General features: G+C 68.7%; 16 protein-coding genes. 3 read left to right on the top strand and 13 right to left on the bottom strand.

Translation table 11 applies throughout. From position 1 onward, the window contains the following. Positions 1-60: 60 nt before the first annotated feature. The 13 genes from AB0M46_RS00465 to AB0M46_RS00405 form a co-directional block, all read right to left on the bottom strand. On the bottom strand, positions 61-357 hold the full coding sequence (locus AB0M46_RS00465) for a hypothetical protein (RefSeq protein ID WP_363332008.1): 297 nt from the start codon (positions 355-357) through the stop codon (positions 61-63). 1,436 nt (positions 358-1,793) lie between these two features. After that, positions 1,794-5,318, bottom strand: a complete 3,525-nt coding sequence (locus AB0M46_RS00460) for a peptidoglycan-binding protein (RefSeq protein WP_363332007.1) — start codon at positions 5,316-5,318, stop codon at positions 1,794-1,796. Positions 5,319-5,355: 37 nt separating this feature from the next. Then, positions 5,356-5,784 carry a pilus assembly protein TadG-related protein gene (locus tag AB0M46_RS00455; protein ID WP_363332006.1) on the bottom strand — a complete coding sequence of 143 codons (429 nt, stop codon included), beginning with the start codon at positions 5,782-5,784 and terminating at the stop codon, positions 5,356-5,358. Then, positions 5,781-6,227 (bottom strand): TadE/TadG family type IV pilus assembly protein, encoded by a 447-nt coding sequence (locus AB0M46_RS00450; RefSeq protein WP_363332005.1) that lies wholly within the window; start codon positions 6,225-6,227, stop codon positions 5,781-5,783. The genes AB0M46_RS00455 and AB0M46_RS00450 overlap by 4 nt, the downstream gene beginning before the upstream one ends. After that, entirely contained in the window at positions 6,224-6,673 is a 450-nt protein-coding gene (locus tag AB0M46_RS00445) for a TadE family protein (protein ID WP_363332004.1), read from the bottom strand. Before AB0M46_RS00445 ends, AB0M46_RS00450 begins: the two co-directional genes overlap by 4 nt. A gap of 5 nt (positions 6,674-6,678) precedes the next feature. Further along, entirely contained in the window at positions 6,679-6,861 is a 183-nt protein-coding gene (locus tag AB0M46_RS00440; protein WP_363332003.1) for a hypothetical protein, read from the bottom strand. Positions 6,862-6,899: 38 nt separating this feature from the next. Next, positions 6,900-7,766, bottom strand: a complete 867-nt coding sequence (locus tag AB0M46_RS00435; protein WP_363332002.1) for a type II secretion system F family protein — start codon at positions 7,764-7,766, stop codon at positions 6,900-6,902. Further along, positions 7,763-8,707: a type II secretion system F family protein gene (locus AB0M46_RS00430; RefSeq protein ID WP_363332001.1), complete on the bottom strand. Its 945-nt coding sequence runs from the start codon at positions 8,705-8,707 to the stop codon at positions 7,763-7,765. Before AB0M46_RS00430 ends, AB0M46_RS00435 begins: the two co-directional genes overlap by 4 nt. Further along, complete coding sequence (locus AB0M46_RS00425) at positions 8,704-9,852, bottom strand: ATPase, T2SS/T4P/T4SS family (protein WP_363332109.1); 1,149 nt, start codon at positions 9,850-9,852, stop codon at positions 8,704-8,706. Before AB0M46_RS00425 ends, AB0M46_RS00430 begins: the two co-directional genes overlap by 4 nt. 355 nt (positions 9,853-10,207) lie before the next feature. Beyond that, positions 10,208-11,044 (bottom strand): ParA family protein, encoded by an 837-nt coding sequence (locus AB0M46_RS00420; RefSeq protein ID WP_363332000.1) that lies wholly within the window; start codon positions 11,042-11,044, stop codon positions 10,208-10,210. 2 nt (positions 11,045-11,046) lie between these two features. Continuing rightward, positions 11,047-11,739 (bottom strand): SAF domain-containing protein, encoded by a 693-nt coding sequence (locus AB0M46_RS00415; protein ID WP_363331999.1) that lies wholly within the window; start codon positions 11,737-11,739, stop codon positions 11,047-11,049. Then, positions 11,736-12,425: a hypothetical protein gene (locus tag AB0M46_RS00410; protein WP_363331998.1), complete on the bottom strand. Its 690-nt coding sequence runs from the start codon at positions 12,423-12,425 to the stop codon at positions 11,736-11,738. The genes AB0M46_RS00415 and AB0M46_RS00410 overlap by 4 nt, the downstream gene beginning before the upstream one ends. Before the next feature lie 251 nt (positions 12,426-12,676). Continuing rightward, positions 12,677-13,249, bottom strand: a complete 573-nt coding sequence (locus AB0M46_RS00405) for a hypothetical protein (RefSeq protein WP_363331997.1) — start codon at positions 13,247-13,249, stop codon at positions 12,677-12,679. A 470-nt stretch (positions 13,250-13,719) separates the two neighbouring features. On the opposite strand from AB0M46_RS00405, the gene AB0M46_RS00400 reads away from it, so the two are divergent. From AB0M46_RS00400 to AB0M46_RS00390, 3 genes are all read left to right on the top strand, one after another. Next, positions 13,720-14,031 (top strand): hypothetical protein, encoded by a 312-nt coding sequence (locus AB0M46_RS00400; protein WP_363331996.1) that lies wholly within the window; start codon positions 13,720-13,722, stop codon positions 14,029-14,031. Positions 14,032-14,241: 210 nt separating this feature from the next. Next, entirely contained in the window at positions 14,242-14,610 is a 369-nt protein-coding gene (locus tag AB0M46_RS00395) for a winged helix-turn-helix transcriptional regulator (protein WP_363331995.1), read from the top strand. A gap of 929 nt (positions 14,611-15,539) precedes the next feature. Next, on the top strand, positions 15,540-16,049 hold the full coding sequence (locus tag AB0M46_RS00390; RefSeq protein ID WP_363331993.1) for a hypothetical protein: 510 nt from the start codon (positions 15,540-15,542) through the stop codon (positions 16,047-16,049). Positions 16,050-16,093: the final 44 nt, after the last annotated feature.

Here is a 16,093-nt window from a genome sequence, read left to right as displayed (position 1 = left end):
CCGGACGCCACGGGGCGCCCCCGATCGTGGGGGGCGCCCCATTGTCATGTCCGGCCACTGTCAGGCCGCACGCCGCTGGGCGGGCCGCCGCCGGGTCTGACGGTCCAGCAACGCGGCGAGCGTGTCGCGTTGCTCATCGTCCAACGGCGGCCACGCTTCGACGTTGGCCCGGACGTGCGCCATCAGGGTTTCGTCGCGCAGGACCGCGCGCAGCTTTGCCAGTCGGGGGCTGTCGCTGTCTCGGGGCGCGGCCATCGCGGTGAGCCGGGCGCGCATGATCTCCCGGTCGGCCGCCGACACCCCCGTGGTGTCGGCCGGGTCGGGGGCGGGCGTGGGAGGGGTGGATTTACGGGCCATCGGTGACGTCCCCGGAGCGTTGGGATGGCCGGTGCGGTGCGAGGGACCGTCGGGGGTGAGGTCGGCGCCGAGCGCGGTAGTCGCCTCGGTGGCTGGCCCGTCGCCTGCAGACGGACGACGGCGGGAAGGTTTCGGGTCCTGGCTTGTGACCATTACCTTCCACTGTGGACTGTTGCGGATCTCGTGAAAGTCACGCGCATATGCGGTTCGCCTCCTTCGTAGGTTCGACGTTGACAAATAAGGGTTGACGGGAAGGTGACCGGTGCACACCGGTCACGGATGTGCGGACACGCACCGACATGACGCAGCACGGGCCAGGATGCGGCGCGGTGAAGGTTGGCACATTCGTGCCGCCCCGTCCGGGGGCGCTACGGTGCTGCTAAGGGTTGATGGCGCCTGTACGACTGCTGTCTCGGCGGACGCGCGGACGCACTTGCGGGACCACTCCGCGATGGAGGCGCATGGCCGGGCGCCACGGCACTGGGCTGGCGGTGGCTACAGCGAATCGCCCAGGTTTCACGGAGTCCGAGCCGACCAGTTGGGCGCTGGCCGGCGTGACGGTGCGGGGGTTCGTGCACGACATGCGCCAGCCGACCCGGGGCCACTCGTACGCTGTCGGCGCTGCAACGAATGCGGCCAAGTGGCCCAGCCAGCACAGACAACAGTCTCGGTTCTGCTGGCCAGGACGCTCGGGCACGTCCCGAACGCGCTGGGCCGGTCGAGATAACGATGGGCCTGTAGCGGACACCGAGCCGGCACATCCGCGGGGTCGCGGGCAGCACTATGCGCGACGGTCGTCTGCCCTGCCGGGCGCTGCGTCGAGCACGCTATGGCCGTAGCGTTAGCGGTCGATCCTGGTCCAAGATCGGCACGGTCGGATGTCGAGGTGACGTAGGCGCTGGCGACGTGCAAATCGCGGGACTTCGGCTGAACGTCGTGGTTGGGTGGCCGAGCCGAGCCGCAACTTCCTTTTGCTCTGCCTATACCGAGCTAACGACTACCTGGCAAGCGGTGTCGGCGGTGCTGGGGGTCACGTTGTTCAGGAGGGCAGAGGTAGCCCGTTTCGGAGTAGTACCGTCCGTTGGCGCCTTTGAGGGATTCGCCGCACCGGCTGCACGTTAGGACCGGCACAGTAATTTGTGGGGCTCCCTTGGATGTCGCTCCCACAACGATGAGCACGACGACGAGCGTCGGGGTGCTCGCCGTTACTGTCCATTGCACGGCGGCGGACAATGGCATCGTGGAAGTTATGTGCCCAACGAGCCGGGTTGCCAGTATGAAGCCGGGGCCGGCCTGCGCAAGCAGAGCGCACTGGATGACTTCGAACCCGCTGAGAGCGAGCCGGTCCTCGAAGACGATGACGGTGAATGAGATCCCCACCAACGCGGCGGGTATCCAGAGCGGCATCCTGCTCTCCCTCCAGTAGTGGAGCTGGCCTACCGGACGCCGGACCGCATACGTTCCGGCATGACGTCACACAGCAGTCGGTAGGTCTCTTTGTCGAGGTCTTCTGGGATTTCGGCGTCGCGGGCGGTCATGAGTTCGTCGAGCAGGTGGTCGAGTTCGGCGGCGTTGCCTTCTGCGGCGGCGACGCGCAGGAGGTCTCGCCACGCGATGTCGTTGGCTCGCTCGGGGTCTGCCAGCCAGGCTTGTTCGACGGCCCATCGAGCGCCGGGGATGTCGCCGCCGTCGAGACTCAGTTCGACGAGGCGATGGGAGGTGTCCACGACAGCGGCGGCGAGGTGATGGGGCTGAATCTCGGAGGTTGGTAGCCACGCGAAGGGGCTGCGGGCAACGGAGGAGTATGCGATGTCTGCACCGGCGAGCGGTGCGCCCCGAACGAGTGCGAGAGCGTTGCGTAGGTCGCTGATTCCCGCCGGTCCCCGGCTCTCACCGCGGCTTCGCAGTCGCCGAAACAGTATCCAGTCAAGGAGGTAACCGTCGCGCACCCGGTAACGGCGGTCGGCTGTAGCGTCGGGCAGCCAAGGGTCGCCGTCAGGGGTCTCGCCGAGCCAACGGCGTGCGCGGGCGACGGCGACGCGGCGGGTATTGGCCTTGACCTGTTGCTCGGGCCAGATGGCATCGTCGAATTGGTCGGTGGTGACGCCGTGCTGTCCGCGGACCGCGAGGTAGGTGATGATCTCGGCGTAGAAGCGGAGGCGCTCGTCGGGCAGTTGTCCGGGGGCTTCGACGGTTACTGGACCGAGGATGGCGATGCGTGGTCGCGTCGGGTCGGCATCGCTCCAGGCGCGGAAGTCAGCGTCAAGCGTTGGGTCGTTGTGGCGGTGTGCGCGTACGGCCGCAGTCACCCGCTTGCGGGTCGGCGGTGGCCCCACCAACGCAACCACCGCCTGCCGTCCGACAACGCTTCCGGGTTCGACGCCGCCGTTCGGCTGCAAGTTGGTGCCCTCGGCGTCAGTTGAGGTCGGTCGAGGTGCGTGCTCGTCCTCGGGAGACGGCCGCGACCCGGGATCGTCGGGTTCTGGTGCGTCGTCGTCGGCAGGATCTGCTGCATCGTCATACTCGGCTGCGGGGCCGCTGCTGGTGTCGATGAGTGCACCAGCGGCATCGGTGCCGTGTGCCCAGGGGTTGCTCTCGGTGGCAGGTGGGACCGCCGGCCACTCCTCTGCGGCTCCACGGTCGGCGTCGCGGTGGTCGGGCGTAGGGACACCTCGTCGGGCGGTGGCGAGGAGATCGGCGAGCGGGCTCAACTCGGCGCGCGGCAGCTGGGCGGCGTTCACGCCGTCCTCGTCGTCCATGCCGAGGAATGCAATGTTCAGGACGCCGTCGGCGTCGACAGCTACTGGCCAGCGTCCGATGGGTCCGGTGCTGGTCACGGCCACGGCGACAGCGCACCGGCCGATGGCAGCAAGATCACTGTCGAGAGCTTCCAGGTCGGTGACTTCGTCGGGTTGCGGTTGGTTGACGAGCAAGACCTGGGGCATCCACGCGTCGGCGGCGACATCGCCGATGCGGCCGGCCAGAGGGTCCCCGGCGTCGAGGTAATCGAGTGACTGCACGACTTGTCCCGCGCGGCGTCGGATGCGTTCGATGGCGGTTGCAACGCTGGACGCGGCGGTGAGGCGGTCGCTGCTCAGCGCCAGCAGCTCGCTGGTTTCCTCGGCGTCGAACCCGGCGATGTGGACGTCGACATGGTCGCTCCAGCTGTTGAGGGCCAGTTCGGCGGCGAGGTAGCGCAGCAGGCCGCCGCTGGCGGCCGGGTCGCCGGTGATGGTGAGGAGGCCGAGGCGTTCGAGGTCCAGGAGCAGGTGCATGCCGGGGCGGGAACCGATCGCGACGAGGACAGGGAGCGGTGCGAGCTGGCCGTCGCATTCTGGCAGCGATGCGTCGCCGGCGAGGGTCCAGGACAGGCCGTCGCTGATCCATGGGTGGGGTGCGTCGGCCTGTGGGCTGGTCAGGAGGAGGTTCACCTGGGTGCCGCGGAGCCAGGCGCCGACGATGTCGGGCATCTGGTCGGTGGTACGGCCGGCGAGTTGCATGGCCAGGGCGCGCAGTGCGTGGTCCAGGCGGTCAACCGCGGCCGGCTCGGCTACGACGCGCATGTGCTTCTCCGTTGCGGGGCTGGCCGGTTCGGGCAGGCGGCGTCCGACTGGACGGTGGTGCTGTTGACGCTGGCGGCGGCGGCCGAGCACCCGCAACGTGAGGGTCGCGAGCAGTGCGGCCCCGATGAGTGGCGCACCGATGCGCAGGACAGTGTCGAAGAGCCCGGCCTCGTCGGCCTGTTCCGATCGGGCCCCTGTGGCGGACGCGGACGGCTGGCTGGTGGGTGCCGGGGATGATCCAGCCTGCGTGGTGGCGCTCGGTCGCGGACTTGTGCTTCCTGATGCGCTTGGTGCAGCTGTTGCGCTGGTCGATGCGCTCGCCGTCGTGCTGGGCGCGGTGGCGGGCGGTGCGGTGGTGGTCGACGTGTCGGTGTCGGGGTTATCCGATCCGGCACCGGGATCGCCGGGTTGCGTGACCGGTGGAGCTACCTGCGGGATGGTCAAGGTGCCGGTGGCGTGGCTGGTGGGGCCCCGGTCGTGGGCGTCTGCGGGGAGGGTCAGTCGCCAGCCGCGTTCGATGTGGTCTGGTCCGCGGACGCCGGTGGTGTCGGTGATGAGCTCGGGGTTGAGCGCGGCGATTTCGGGGTAGCGTTCCGGATCGCCCAGGAAGCGTTCGGCGACGTGCCAGAGCCAGTCGCCCTTGTGGACCTCGTACACCGGTGCGGCGTTCGCAGTCGACGTGCTCAACGCGACGGGCATCATGGTGACCGGTGCTGTCGTGCTGGTGGGGATTCGGACAGTCCAGCCCGGGTAGATGCGGGTGTCGCCTGCTTTGAGGACCTGGCCGCCGGGTTGCGCAATGCCGTAGGTCGCCTCAGCGATGGTTCGCCACTGGTAGCGGTCGCCGAGATACCGTTCGGCGAGGGTCGGCATCTGCTCACCGGGCTGGACGACGTGGTCGACGTACTGGCGCGGCACGTCCGGATTGCTCGTCATCGTGGTGCCGCCGGTGCCGTCGGTGGTGTCCGTGGCGGCCGGCAGGATCGAGACCACCGCAGGCGGTGTCGCGGCGGGTGCTGCGGTCGCGGCCACCGCCGGAGAGCTGAACATCATCGTGACGGCGGTGACCAGGCCGGCGGCGGTGCGACGTTGCCAGCCCCACACGGGGACTTGCCAGCCGCGCCATTGGGCCATGACTTCGGCGAACACCGACCAGGTGAACAGCGCCCAGGCCAGCCAGCCGACGAGGCACAAGGTGCGGACGAACACGGTCCCGTCGTCCGGGCCGGTCAGGTCGTGGACGGACGGCAGCGGCGGCCCAAGGACCCGCCACGCGGCCAGCAGTGCCAGCGGTACGACGGTGACGAACGCTGCGATGGCGGTCAGTGCTGCGAAGCCGGCCAGGATACGGCGGACGCGGTGTCCTCGCCGTCGCTTCCGGGTGATGTTGCGTGGCACGGTCTGCTCCTCTCCTGGACTCGGCGTCGTCGGTGCGTCAGGTCGCGACCAGTACGGTGGTGGCGTGCCCGGTCGAGGTGAGCGTGTTGATGCCGATCAGGCCGAGGAACAGGGTCGTGGAGGTGATGGTCACGGTGACGGTGATGTGCTTGCGGTCCGGAGCGATGTCGACGACGCCGGTGACCCCGGCGGCGGCGAGGTAGTGTTGCGCGGCAGCCACAGCCGCGGCCGGGTCCACGACCTTCTCGCCGCCTTCGATGGCTTGCGGCGCGAGGATCGCCTGTCCGGCCGCGCGAGCGGCTTCGCTGGCGACGTTGTCGGCCCTCTCCATTGCCCGGATCTTGCCGCCGCCGTCGACGGAGAGTCCGATCATCACGAGCACGGCGAAGGCCAGCACGAGCGCCAGCAGGGCGATGCGGCCTTCGTCGTTTCGTTGGAAGCGGCCTGGCCGTGGGGGCGCGGTCATGTGCGGGTCCGGAAGGTGTCCAGGACGCTGACGAACGTCGCGTTGATCGTTCGTGAACCGGGCAGACCGTCGGCGACGATGTCGCTGAGGTCGACGACGCAGGTGATGGACGCGGCGACGGTGGCCGGCTGGCCGACCGGCACGGCGAAGCCGCTGGTGTCGACCACGACGGTGAGTTGTGCGCAGTGCAGTCCCTGCTGATCGAGGGTGGCGCTGGCGGCGCTGTACGCGTCGGTGCGGGCTTGGCTTTCGGTCCGGGCGATCGACGCAGCACGGGCCGCGTCGTGCGCGGCCCCCTCGATGGCGCCGCCGGCCACTTCGATGCGCCCGCCGGCGATGGCCACACCGACGAGCACGAGCAGGACCGGCGCCACGATCACCGCCTCAATCGCCGCCGAGCCACGGTCGTCGCCCAAGCGCTGCCGGTTGTGTCGTGCGGTCATGGGCTGGTCACCCGCTCGACGGTGCCGTGGACGGTCGCGTGGACGCCGACGGCGGCGCAGAAGCCGGGGACGATCGACAGGCAGTGCCCGTCGACGGTGGCCTGCACGGTCCGGCCGTCGCTGGTGACGGCGATCGTGACGTCGGACAGGCTGTCGCCGGTCGAGGCGATGAACGATTCCGCGGTGGCTTGTCCCGTGCCGGGGGCGGCGTTGTAGGCGCGTTGGGCGTTCACGGCTTCCTGGGCGGCGGCCATCGCGATGGACCGCGCGTAGAAGTAGTTGGCGGCCTGGATGGCCAGGAACACGATGATGAGCACCGCGGCGGCGGTGATGACGAATTCGATGGAGCCGGAGCCGCGGTCGTCGCGCCGGCCCCGCCGGGGACGGGGGTGCTCCCGGCGGGGCGCTTGCGCGGCGACACCTGCTGCAAGATGTGCCGATTCCATGGCGGTTAGTTGATTCCGGGGATCCGGTTGTTGATCGCGATGACGATGGCGCCGACCACGAGACCGGCGACGAACAGGGCGAGCAGCGCGAACATCGCCCACTCGATGCTGGTGGCGCCCCGGTCATCGACGCGTGCGGCGTGCCAGCGGCGACGCAACGCGATGGTCGTTGGTGTGTGGTGTTTCATCGTTTCTCCTCTCTCCCCGTCGCGTGACGAAGAGTTCCTCAGGTGGTGACGAGCCGGTACAGGAACGGATAGGCACCGGCGACGAAGAGGACCAGGACCATGAGGCTGGTCGGCATGTACAGCACGGTTGTGGCGGTCTTGGCGCGTGCCTTGTCCTTCGCCAGGAGGGCGGAGTTGAGGGACTTCGCGCGGCTGCGCAGGGTGTCGTACACCTGGGCGCCCTCATCGCCGGCCAGGGTCATAATGTCGCCGACGTCGCCGAGGTCGGGCACACCGATCTGCGCGGCGACGTCTTTGAGCCCTTCCCAAGGTGGTTCGAGCCGCAGCCGGGAGACGCGCAGGGACTCACGGATGCGCTCACAGACCCAGCCGCCGCGGGCCGCTGCAGCTTCGAGGGCTTCCGACGGCCCGCGGGAGGCGGCCATTTGCAGCGCGACGAGGTTGAGGTAGATCGCAACGTGCCGGCTGAACTCCTCGCGGGCCTCTGCTGCCTTCTGGCGGACGGAGACGTCGACCAGGAAGAAGAGCACCACGGCGAACAGCAGCCCGACCGCGGCCGGGATGAGCAGGCCCACATGCAGGCCGGACAGGGCAAGGACCAGCGAGAACATCGGCGAGAACAGCAGCCCGATGAGCGGGAACGCCAGCTTCTCGGTGAGGTACCGCTCCGGGCTGTAGCCGATCAGGGCGAGCTCGGCCGCGGGGATGCGCAGCCGGTTGGCCAGCATGCCCAGCGGCCCGTGAACGTGGACCACGGGTCGGCGATCGTCGGCGGTCGGTGCCCGCAGCTGGCGCAGCGCCGGCCCGAGGGCAGGCGCTGCGGGTCGGATCGCCCGGACGATGGCCAGGATGCCGAGACCGACCAAGGCACCGGTCAGCAGGACCAGCAGGACTCGGCTGTTCATCGGGCGGCCACCCGTTCCCGCTCACCTGACCGAGTGCGGTGCTGCGGGGTCGCCGGGCCGGGACGGTGTCCCGCCGGGACGAGGAAACGTCCGTGTCGAATCGCCCGGGTCAGCAGCCGTACCCAGGCGAGCAGCCCGGCCAGGACCAGCATGTTGGCCGCTAGGACGAGCTGCCCGACGAGCATCCCGTATGGGCGGGCGTAGGCGGCGCTGAGGAACAGCACGGCCAGCACGAGGAACGTCAGCGTGGTCATGAACCTCGCCACGAACCGGGGCTCCGCACGGTCCGCGGCGATGTCCCGGCGCATCGCGACCTCGGCGGCGGCGGTGCTGGCGACCGATTCCAACACGTCGGAGAGTCGCTGACCGCGGTCGCTGATGTGCAGCATCAACGAGGTGATCACCTCGTCGGCGCGGACGTCGTCCAGCCGGTCAGCGAACCGCTGCAGGGCGACCTCGGGGTCGGCGCCGGCTTGCAGGTCGGCGGCGAGGTCAGCGACCTGCGCGGCGATCGGGGCCGGTGCGGTCCGAGCGCTGTTGATGATTCCCGAGATCAGGCCGTGTCCGGTCAGGACGAGATTCTTCAGCCGCCGGGTCCAGACCTCCAGCGCTTCCAGCGCCTCGATCACTTCCCGTTCCCGGGCGCCGACGGTGAACAGCAGCGGCGTGACCAGTACAGCGGCTCCAGCGGTCAACCCGCCGACCGGCCAGCCCGTGTAGACCCAGACCGCGACGGTCGCGCCGAGGGCCAGCCCGAGCAGCAGCTGCCGCGAGTTCCGCTGCCGGGCCGTGAGGCCGAAGCCGAGCACGGCCTTGAGTCTCCTGAGCGTTGCTGAGGGCGGTCGGGCCGGTTGGTGGGTGCCGACCGCCGCGACGACGATCACGACCACGCCGGCGAGCAGGACGGCCGCCGACACCGCGGCCAGCAGTGCCGGGCTCATGTGCCACCGCCGATGATGGTCCGTAGCGGTTGCGTCCACATGCCGTCGGTCCGGTTCAGCCAGTCGAGGTCGAACCCGGTGCGCAGCAGTTGCGCGCGGGACTTCTGCGGGTGGACCTTCGGCCGTGCCCGCCCGTCCGTCCCGGGGCCGAAGATCACCTGTGTGGTGGGTTGCAGCCCGTCGCCCATTCCCACGACCTCGATGACGTGACTGACGAATCGGTGCTGCTGACCACCCATCGGGCGTTCGTCGATGATGTCGCAGTAGACGATGTAGTCCAACGCATTGACCACGGTGAGCCAGGCACCGGTCAGGGAGTTCGCGGCGCCGTAGCGCATCAGCAGCTCGGCGATACGCAAGAGCACGCCGTCGGCGTGCCGGACGTGCAGCGTGCACATCGAGCCCCGCATCGTGTTCATCGCGTCGAACATCGGCACGATCTCGGCCGCGCGGACCTCCCCGACCAGGACCCGCCGCATCGACAACCGCAGCGAGTCCGGGAAGAGCTGCTCCAGCGACACCTCACCGGCTGGGCGCCCGTCCGGTCCGATGTCGCCGTGGCCTTCACGCGCCTCGATCGGCAGTACCCAGTCGAACTCGCCGGTCTCGTGCAAGCCGAGCTCAAGCTCTGACTCCATCGTGGCGAACCACTCGCTGCGCGGGATTTCCGTCGCCATGGCCCGCATCAAAGTGGTCTTCCCCGAACCGGGCGGCCCGGCGAGGATGACGTTGAGGTTGGCCCGGACGATCGCAGCCAGGAACTGCCGCAACACCGGATCGATGGCCACCAGATTGACCATGTCCTCCAGATTGACCCGTTTGGTGCGGTGCCGACGGGTCACGATGACCGGCGCCGGCGTGACCACGTGCATCGCCGCGAGCCGGTTGCCGTTCGGCAACCGCATGTGCAGGGTGGGCTTCGCCGCGGTCAGGGCCCGCTCGTTGCGCTGGCCGACCGAGGCGATGCGCTGAATCATCTGCAGCAGTTCGTGATCGTTGGCAGCGGCAGGCGGACCGGTCTCGACCCGCCCGTCGGCGTACTCGATCCGCACGCGTTGGTGGCCCAGCACGATGACGTTCTCGACATCGGGATCGTCGGTGGCCGGCTGCAGACGCCCCAGTCCGAAGAGATAGGCCAAGACCATATCGAGGAGCCGCACTTCATACTCGTCGGTGATCCGTTCACCGGCCTGCCGACGGGCGTCAACGTGGGCCCGTACGACCTTCGCTGAAATGTCCTCGCCGATCGCCTGCCGGTCCTCCGGGCTCTGGTCGGTGTTGGTGCGGAACTCCGCGGCGAGCAGCTGCGCGGCCTGCTCGTGCAGGGCCCGGACAACCTCATCGTCGAGCGGAACGACGGATCGCGATGCCAGCGCAGGTTCGTCCGGAGGCACCGGCCCCGGCAGCGGAGGTACGGTGCGACGGCCGTCGATCTGTGCCCGGATAGCAGCGCCCAGCGCCGATCGGTCCAGGTGGTGGCCGTTGCCGTTGTGATGCGCATCAGTGGACAACGCCGACCTCCTCGTTGCTGCGGCGACGGCCCGACCGCGCCGGTGGTGCAGTCCGCGTGCCGTCCTCGTCGGACCGCTGCCGGATTGCGGACTCGGCCCGGCCGGCCGCGCGGAGCAATCGCCCAAAGCGAGGTGCTCTGCCGCTGTGCAGCGCGTCGGCGCTCCTCCGGTCATCAGGCAACACCGCTACGACCGGCGTCCGCAGCTCCAAGGCCAGTTCCTTCGTGCCATAGCTGCCGTCCCCGATCGTGATCAGACCGACCGGTGGACGGCCTGGCTGGTGCAGATGCTGCAGCGCGATCGAGGCAGCGCGGGCGCTGATCAGCGTGGGACGCAGCACCAGCAGGACGAGATCGGCCCGGGTGACGAGTGGGGTTGCCGGGTGGGCGACCACGAGTCGACCGCAGTCCGCGAGGACGTCGTACTCATCCGCGCCGTCGCGCAGCGTCGGGAACAGCGCCGCGAGCTGGTCCCAGCCCGCTGCTTGGCCACGCCGCTGCGGCTCGGCCCAGGTCGCGGCCTGCGCCGGGTCGGCCAGCCCGGGAAGCAGCAGCTTGGTCCGGGCTGCGTCCCCGGCCGGCGCCAGGTCGACCAGTTCGTTCCACAGCATGCCGTCGGTCAACGGCCGGCGCGCCAGCGTCGAGGTCAGCCGATCCAACCCCCGACCGTCAAGGGCTACCTCACGCAGAAATCCTGCGGCGAGATCGCCGCCGGCCGGATCGCACTCGGCCAGCAGGACACGTCGTGGCCAGGTCAACGCCAACGCGAGCGCCGTCGTGGTCGCGCCAGGTGACCCTTTCGCCGAACACACCGCAAGCAACGCCATCGTCAGCTCCTCGTGGTCACGACGAGCACGATGCGGCCGGCCGCAGCCATCGCCGCCACCACGGACCCGTCGGCCGTCGACACCGCCACGTCCACCCGCACATTGCCGTTCGTTGCCGGCGCTGTGGTCCCGGCCACGGTGGCGGGGATGCTGGACGGTTGCGCTGCGGCCGTGCTGCTCTGCGGGTCGGGGACGCCGGCCAGGCCAGTCGGCGGGACGACCACTAACATGACCGCATCGCCCGGCTTCAACGCGCGTGCGGGCAACTGCCCCGGTTTCAGCTCGATGCCGATCAGCTGCTGGCCGGCCGCCGGAATCGCGGTCGTCGTCAACTGGTCCCGGATCAGCAACGTGCCGGGGTAGAGATCGGCTGCCGCGTGCTGGCCGACGACCTGGGCACGCTGTGCCGCGGGAATGGCCTCCAGGCCGACGGCCGCATTGACGTTGATGACGGTGAGATCGCTGTCCTGGATGGTCGCACCGAACGGCATCTTGTGACTGACGGCCAGGTACGGGTGGGTCATGCCGTCCTGGACGACGAGAATGTAGGCCCCGACGGAGCCGAGCACGACCAGGACGACGCCGAGCGCCCACATGCCCAGGCTGCGTCGCCGCGGCAGCCGTGCCAGCGACGCGGTCGCAGCGGCCGGAGGTGCGCTCGCCGCGTCGATGGTGCTGCGGTTGATGGTGGTCATTGGTTCACCGCCTGAATCTCGCCGATCTCGATGCTGTTCTGCGCCTGGCTGGTCGGGTTGAGCACGCCGGTCTGTCCGCCGCCGGCCCACGTGACCGTCCAGTACGTCGTGGCGGTGAGCTGGTATCTCCCATGCGGGTGCGCCGTGGTGCTTGACGGCTGGGCATAGCGGTAGCCGCAGGTGGGCGAATCGGTGTTGCCGTAGCGCGCGGCGTACGGGGTGCCCGGGTTGGCGCAGCTCACGCTGTGCCCGTCGCCCATGTTCCAGGCGATCCGCGACGCCTTGGCGGTGATGGTGACCGTGATTGCACCGCCGCTTGCGCTGGCGGACTGCGGACCCCAGGTCTCCGGCGTGACCGCCGTCCACATCCACACCGGCAGGCCCACCGCACCGCTGCCGCCGGGTTGCGGAGCGACGCCGATCTGCGCCCCCCGCAGGTGCAGCTTTGCTAGGGCCTGCTGCGCCAGTTCCGCCGGCGTCGGGCCGGCGTCCGGCGGGTTGGGATTCCAGTAGTAGACCTGCGTCACATAGCCGCTGCCGGGCGAGGTGTAGCAGGTCATGATGCCCCAAGCGCCGGTGGCGGGGTCCTGTCCGCCGGGCGGCGGTGCCGGCGGCGGCGGGACCATGGCCTTCCAGTAGCAGCCGCCCCCGGTGTAGGTGCCGAAATCCGGGTCGGTGCACGGCATGCTCTGCCCGTTCCAGCTGCACCCGGACCCGCCACCTCCGCCACCTCCACCACCTCCACCGCCTTTGGGTGGCCCGTTGCCGTCGGACCAGCACCACGGATCGGCTCTCTGGTCGCAGCCTCCGCCGCCGCTCGGACCCGCTAGGAGGACCGGCCCTACCGCAGCCACGGCGCTTGCACCTCCACTGACGAGCAGCGCGCCGGTCAGAGCCGCACCGGCAACGACACCTGCGAGCAACCGAATGCGGGCCGCTAGCATGGGTCCGTCCCGTCGTCGATCTTGTTCACCAGCCACTGGCCGGTCTGGTAGCGCCACACCGTAGCGATGGTGGACAGCTTCGGATTCTTGATGGCGCTGTTGGGCACGGGACTGCTGTTCGACTTATAGACCAGCTTCAAGGCGCTGTAGTCGAGGCACGCGTGAATGGTCACGGTCGGCTGAGCGGCGTCGAGATCAGCCTGCGTGCTCACGATCGTTGCCGTCTGGGCACCAAGTTGAACCTGGCCGTTGTCACGCAGTCGCCGAATGTTGTGCAGGGTCAAGCTCAGCAACGGGTCAGCGACGTAGCGCGCCAGGTCAGGGTTGTTCGGGTCCGCCGCCTGCGAGGCGATTGCCCAGTATTGGATGTATCCCCGATACGCCGCGGTTGCCGACTGCACCGCTTGTGCAACGCTCGGGTCGACCGTCGGCGAGGGGGACGGCGTACTGGCCGCCGGGCTTGCGGACGGCGGCGCCGATGGTCCCTTGCCGGTGCACCCGGCCAAACTGCAGCCGACCATCGTGAGCGCAGCCAACTCAGCCACAACGTGCGTACGGCGGATCATGTGAACCTCCCAGGCAGAACGATGGAACGCAGCGCTGCTGCGCGTGCGACCAGCCCGGTACCAGCGGTGCAGGGCAGCACCACGACACCGGGTCACTCCGCCATCGTGCCCGTTCGATGCGCCCGTCACAGGCCCGGATCGGAGCCGCACTGTCTTCTTGGTTCGCATGGGCCTGCGCACCCCATTCGGGCCGGACCGGTCCCCCCGCGCGAGCATTCCGCCACCTCCAGCAGCAAATTGCAACACCGTCCACAAGGTCATACCTCGCAACGCAGCCGCCCCGCCACGGTCCGCAATCGCCGTACCGCGAGGTACGTTCCTGAAGGTGCGTACTTGGAGACACCGAAATCGTGGATTCACTCACCTCTTCGGGTGTTGCCCATCCCTCATGCACGGGTCCACACTGACCGCATCACGGCGCCGCGGATTTACCGCCGTGCATGGACAGCCGACCGCGAGGGGGCCGCTCGGTGGCCGAGCCCATCACCGTTGAGACTCTGGGATCAGCGCTCGACCTCATCGGACGACCGCTGATGCTGCAGGCCCTCGCCACGGTTGCCGACGGGAAGCCGCTACCTGACGCGATTCCGGGCGGCGTGGACGCAGGGTTGTTCCTCGATGAACTCAAGGCACTTCGCGCGCTGGGGATGGTGGAACCAGTCGAGGGCTCACCGTCAGGCCCGTACGCGCTGACGACTCCTGGGCGAGCGCTGGTGGAGCTGCTTGACGCACTGACGGCGGCAATTACTCGTCCTGCCGCCGACAGCTACTCAATCACGTAACGCCTGAACGACCGTTTCATACTGTTATGCGGATTATGCACACAATGCACAGAGCGGCATGAAGTGCGCATATCGGCGTGCGTCGTGTTCATCACAAGAGTTTTCCCTTGACAGAGCCGCTGCACCTTGTGACCTTGAAGGTTGCGCATGACCTAACTCATCGCCACATCCGGATACGGCGATGAGCGGCGGGGGCTGAGGGGGAGCTGCGTGGAATCTCCGCATGAACAGAATGCGAAAAGGATCTTCGCTCGTAAGTGGGACTTCGTCGTCCTCACGCACGTGTCCGACGGACCGATGCGATACATGCAACTAGAGCGTGCAATTCGCAAGGAGTACCCCGAGCTCACCGAAGGGGTGCTGAGCAAGACGCTACGACGTTTAACCGACGACGGATTCGTACAGAAGATCGCACTCACAAAGTCGCAGCGCGCCCATACCCTCACGCCAGACGGACGTTCGATCGTCGACCTTCTTGCCCAGATCAGCGAGCTTTATGATAAGCATCGCCGGCCCGACGACTCCGCCGACGAACCCGACAGCGATGAACCCGGCGACGACCCACCTCCGGAACAGTGATGCCAGCCGAAGGATCAGCCTTCGGCGGCGCCTCGGTGCGACCACCCCCGATTACCGTCGTCCCAGAGACAGAAATTCCGGGCCTTGCTGGGTGGCTGTGGACTACCGCTCGATGTCCGCGCCGACTGCCGTGCCTGACGCACCGCGACAGCGTTGTGGACCAACCTGCTCCGCTCGCCAGACGATCGAATGGTACGCACGCGCATCTTTTCCACGTCGCGTCGAGCAACTCCCATGCCGTAGTGCCGCTGGTTCGTGCAGGTTTTCAGCCCGATGAGTGCAAGCGCCATTGGTCGGCGCCTGCGTGATATTTCCTCGGGCAGGCATGACAGTAGCGGCCACTGAACAGCGCGTACGTTGGCTGCCGGAACCGCGGCTTGCGTGGCCAGTGCAGCCTCATCGCGGCTGTCCCCTGCCCGTTCGTGGGGCAATTCGCGCAGCGCCACCCGCTTCGTTGCTGGGTGCTACGCACCTGACGGTGCGGACCTCACGGACCGTGGCGCAGAGGGTGCTCGACACGATACGACAGGGGCTGTCGTATCGGCTCGCGCAGCTGGAGGTACGGAGTGTCTGTACGCAGGGACGGGTCCGCCCCCACGGCGGGACGGCGCCGCGGCGATGGGTTGGAAGGGACTGAGCTCTCCGACTCGGCTGGTGCTGCTGAGCTGCGAGTGGCCGCAGTGCCGGTCGTCAACGACCATCGGTTGCCGGGCGTGATCGTACGTGCCCTGTGCTGCGCGATCCTCGTGACGCCGTTGCTGCGGTGGGCGATCGTGCGTCACGCGGTGCCGGTCGGCCGATCGTGGCGACGGACGTGCCCCCGATGTTCAACGTTCCTTGGTCCGAGGGGAGACGCGGCGTCGCTCACGCCTCGGGCGCGGTGCGGGATCTGCGATCAACGGCTTGGGCCGCCGCCGTGGACCGTTGAGGTGGTGTTTGTCGTTTCACTGGCGCTGCTGGTCATGGCGGGGATGCGGGGTCTGACGTTGGTGGCGTTCGGTTGGTGGAGTGCGGTAGGGACGGCGCTGATGTTCGTCGACCTCGCCGTACGCCGCTTGCCCGCCAGGCTCTGCTATCTGGCCGCGAGCGGCCTCGGCGTGCTGCTGCTTGGTCAGGCCGTAGCGTCGGATGCGTTCGAACCGTGGCTGCGGCTGATGCTCGGCGGACTGGGGTCCGCCGCGGTGGTGGCTCTGTGCTCGTTGGCCTTCCCCGTAGCGGTCAGGTGGGGCGACGTGCGGTTCGCGTTGGCTGTCGGCGGTGCCGCGGCGTGGAGCGGATGGCTGGCGCTGTACGCCATGGCATTGCTGGCCACCGGCGGTACGGCCGCGGTGGGCATCGGCCTCGTCGCGGCGCGGCGGGCCTCACGCAAAACCCACCTGCCACAAGGACCGTTCTGGTATGCAGCTGCACTGGTCGCCGTCTCGGTGATCGGCGTGTAGGTGGGTGCCACTCTTCGGGGGCACGTCTGCGGCAGACGCGCCGC

The sequence above is a fragment of the Dactylosporangium sp. NPDC051485 genome, assembly GCF_040682015.1.
In the GTDB taxonomy this organism is placed as follows: domain Bacteria; phylum Actinomycetota; class Actinomycetes; order Mycobacteriales; family Micromonosporaceae; genus Dactylosporangium.
The sequence above is the reverse complement of the archived record's forward strand: the minus strand, read 5'-3'. Positions and strand labels throughout refer to the sequence as shown.

Excerpts from the sequence above, each read along its gene's own strand:
- AB0M46_RS00430 (WP_363332001.1), bottom strand. The coding sequence starts at position 8,707 with ATGAGCCCGGCACTGCTGGCCGCGGTGTCGGCGGCCGTCCTGCTCGCC.
- AB0M46_RS00410 (WP_363331998.1), bottom strand. The coding sequence starts at position 12,425 with ATGCCGTGCACCGACCCGGATTTCGGCACCTACACCGGGGGCGGCTGC.
- AB0M46_RS00405 (WP_363331997.1), bottom strand. The coding sequence starts at position 13,249 with ATGATCCGCCGTACGCACGTTGTGGCTGAGTTGGCTGCGCTCACGATG.
- AB0M46_RS00455 (WP_363332006.1), bottom strand. The coding sequence starts at position 5,784 with ATGACCGCGCCCCCACGGCCAGGCCGCTTCCAACGAAACGACGAAGGC.
- AB0M46_RS00445 (WP_363332004.1), bottom strand. The coding sequence starts at position 6,673 with ATGGAATCGGCACATCTTGCAGCAGGTGTCGCCGCGCAAGCGCCCCGC.
- AB0M46_RS00440 (WP_363332003.1), bottom strand. The coding sequence starts at position 6,861 with ATGAAACACCACACACCAACGACCATCGCGTTGCGTCGCCGCTGGCAC.
- AB0M46_RS00435 (WP_363332002.1), bottom strand. The coding sequence starts at position 7,766 with ATGAACAGCCGAGTCCTGCTGGTCCTGCTGACCGGTGCCTTGGTCGGT.
- AB0M46_RS00415 (WP_363331999.1), bottom strand. The coding sequence starts at position 11,739 with ATGACCACCATCAACCGCAGCACCATCGACGCGGCGAGCGCACCTCCG.
- AB0M46_RS00425 (WP_363332109.1), bottom strand. The coding sequence starts at position 9,852 with ATGGTCTTGGCCTATCTCTTCGGACTGGGGCGTCTGCAGCCGGCCACC.
- AB0M46_RS00450 (WP_363332005.1), bottom strand. The coding sequence starts at position 6,227 with ATGACCGCACGACACAACCGGCAGCGCTTGGGCGACGACCGTGGCTCG.
- AB0M46_RS00420 (WP_363332000.1), bottom strand. The coding sequence starts at position 11,044 with ATGGCGTTGCTTGCGGTGTGTTCGGCGAAAGGGTCACCTGGCGCGACC.
- AB0M46_RS00465 (WP_363332008.1), bottom strand. The coding sequence starts at position 357 with ATGGCCCGTAAATCCACCCCTCCCACGCCCGCCCCCGACCCGGCCGAC.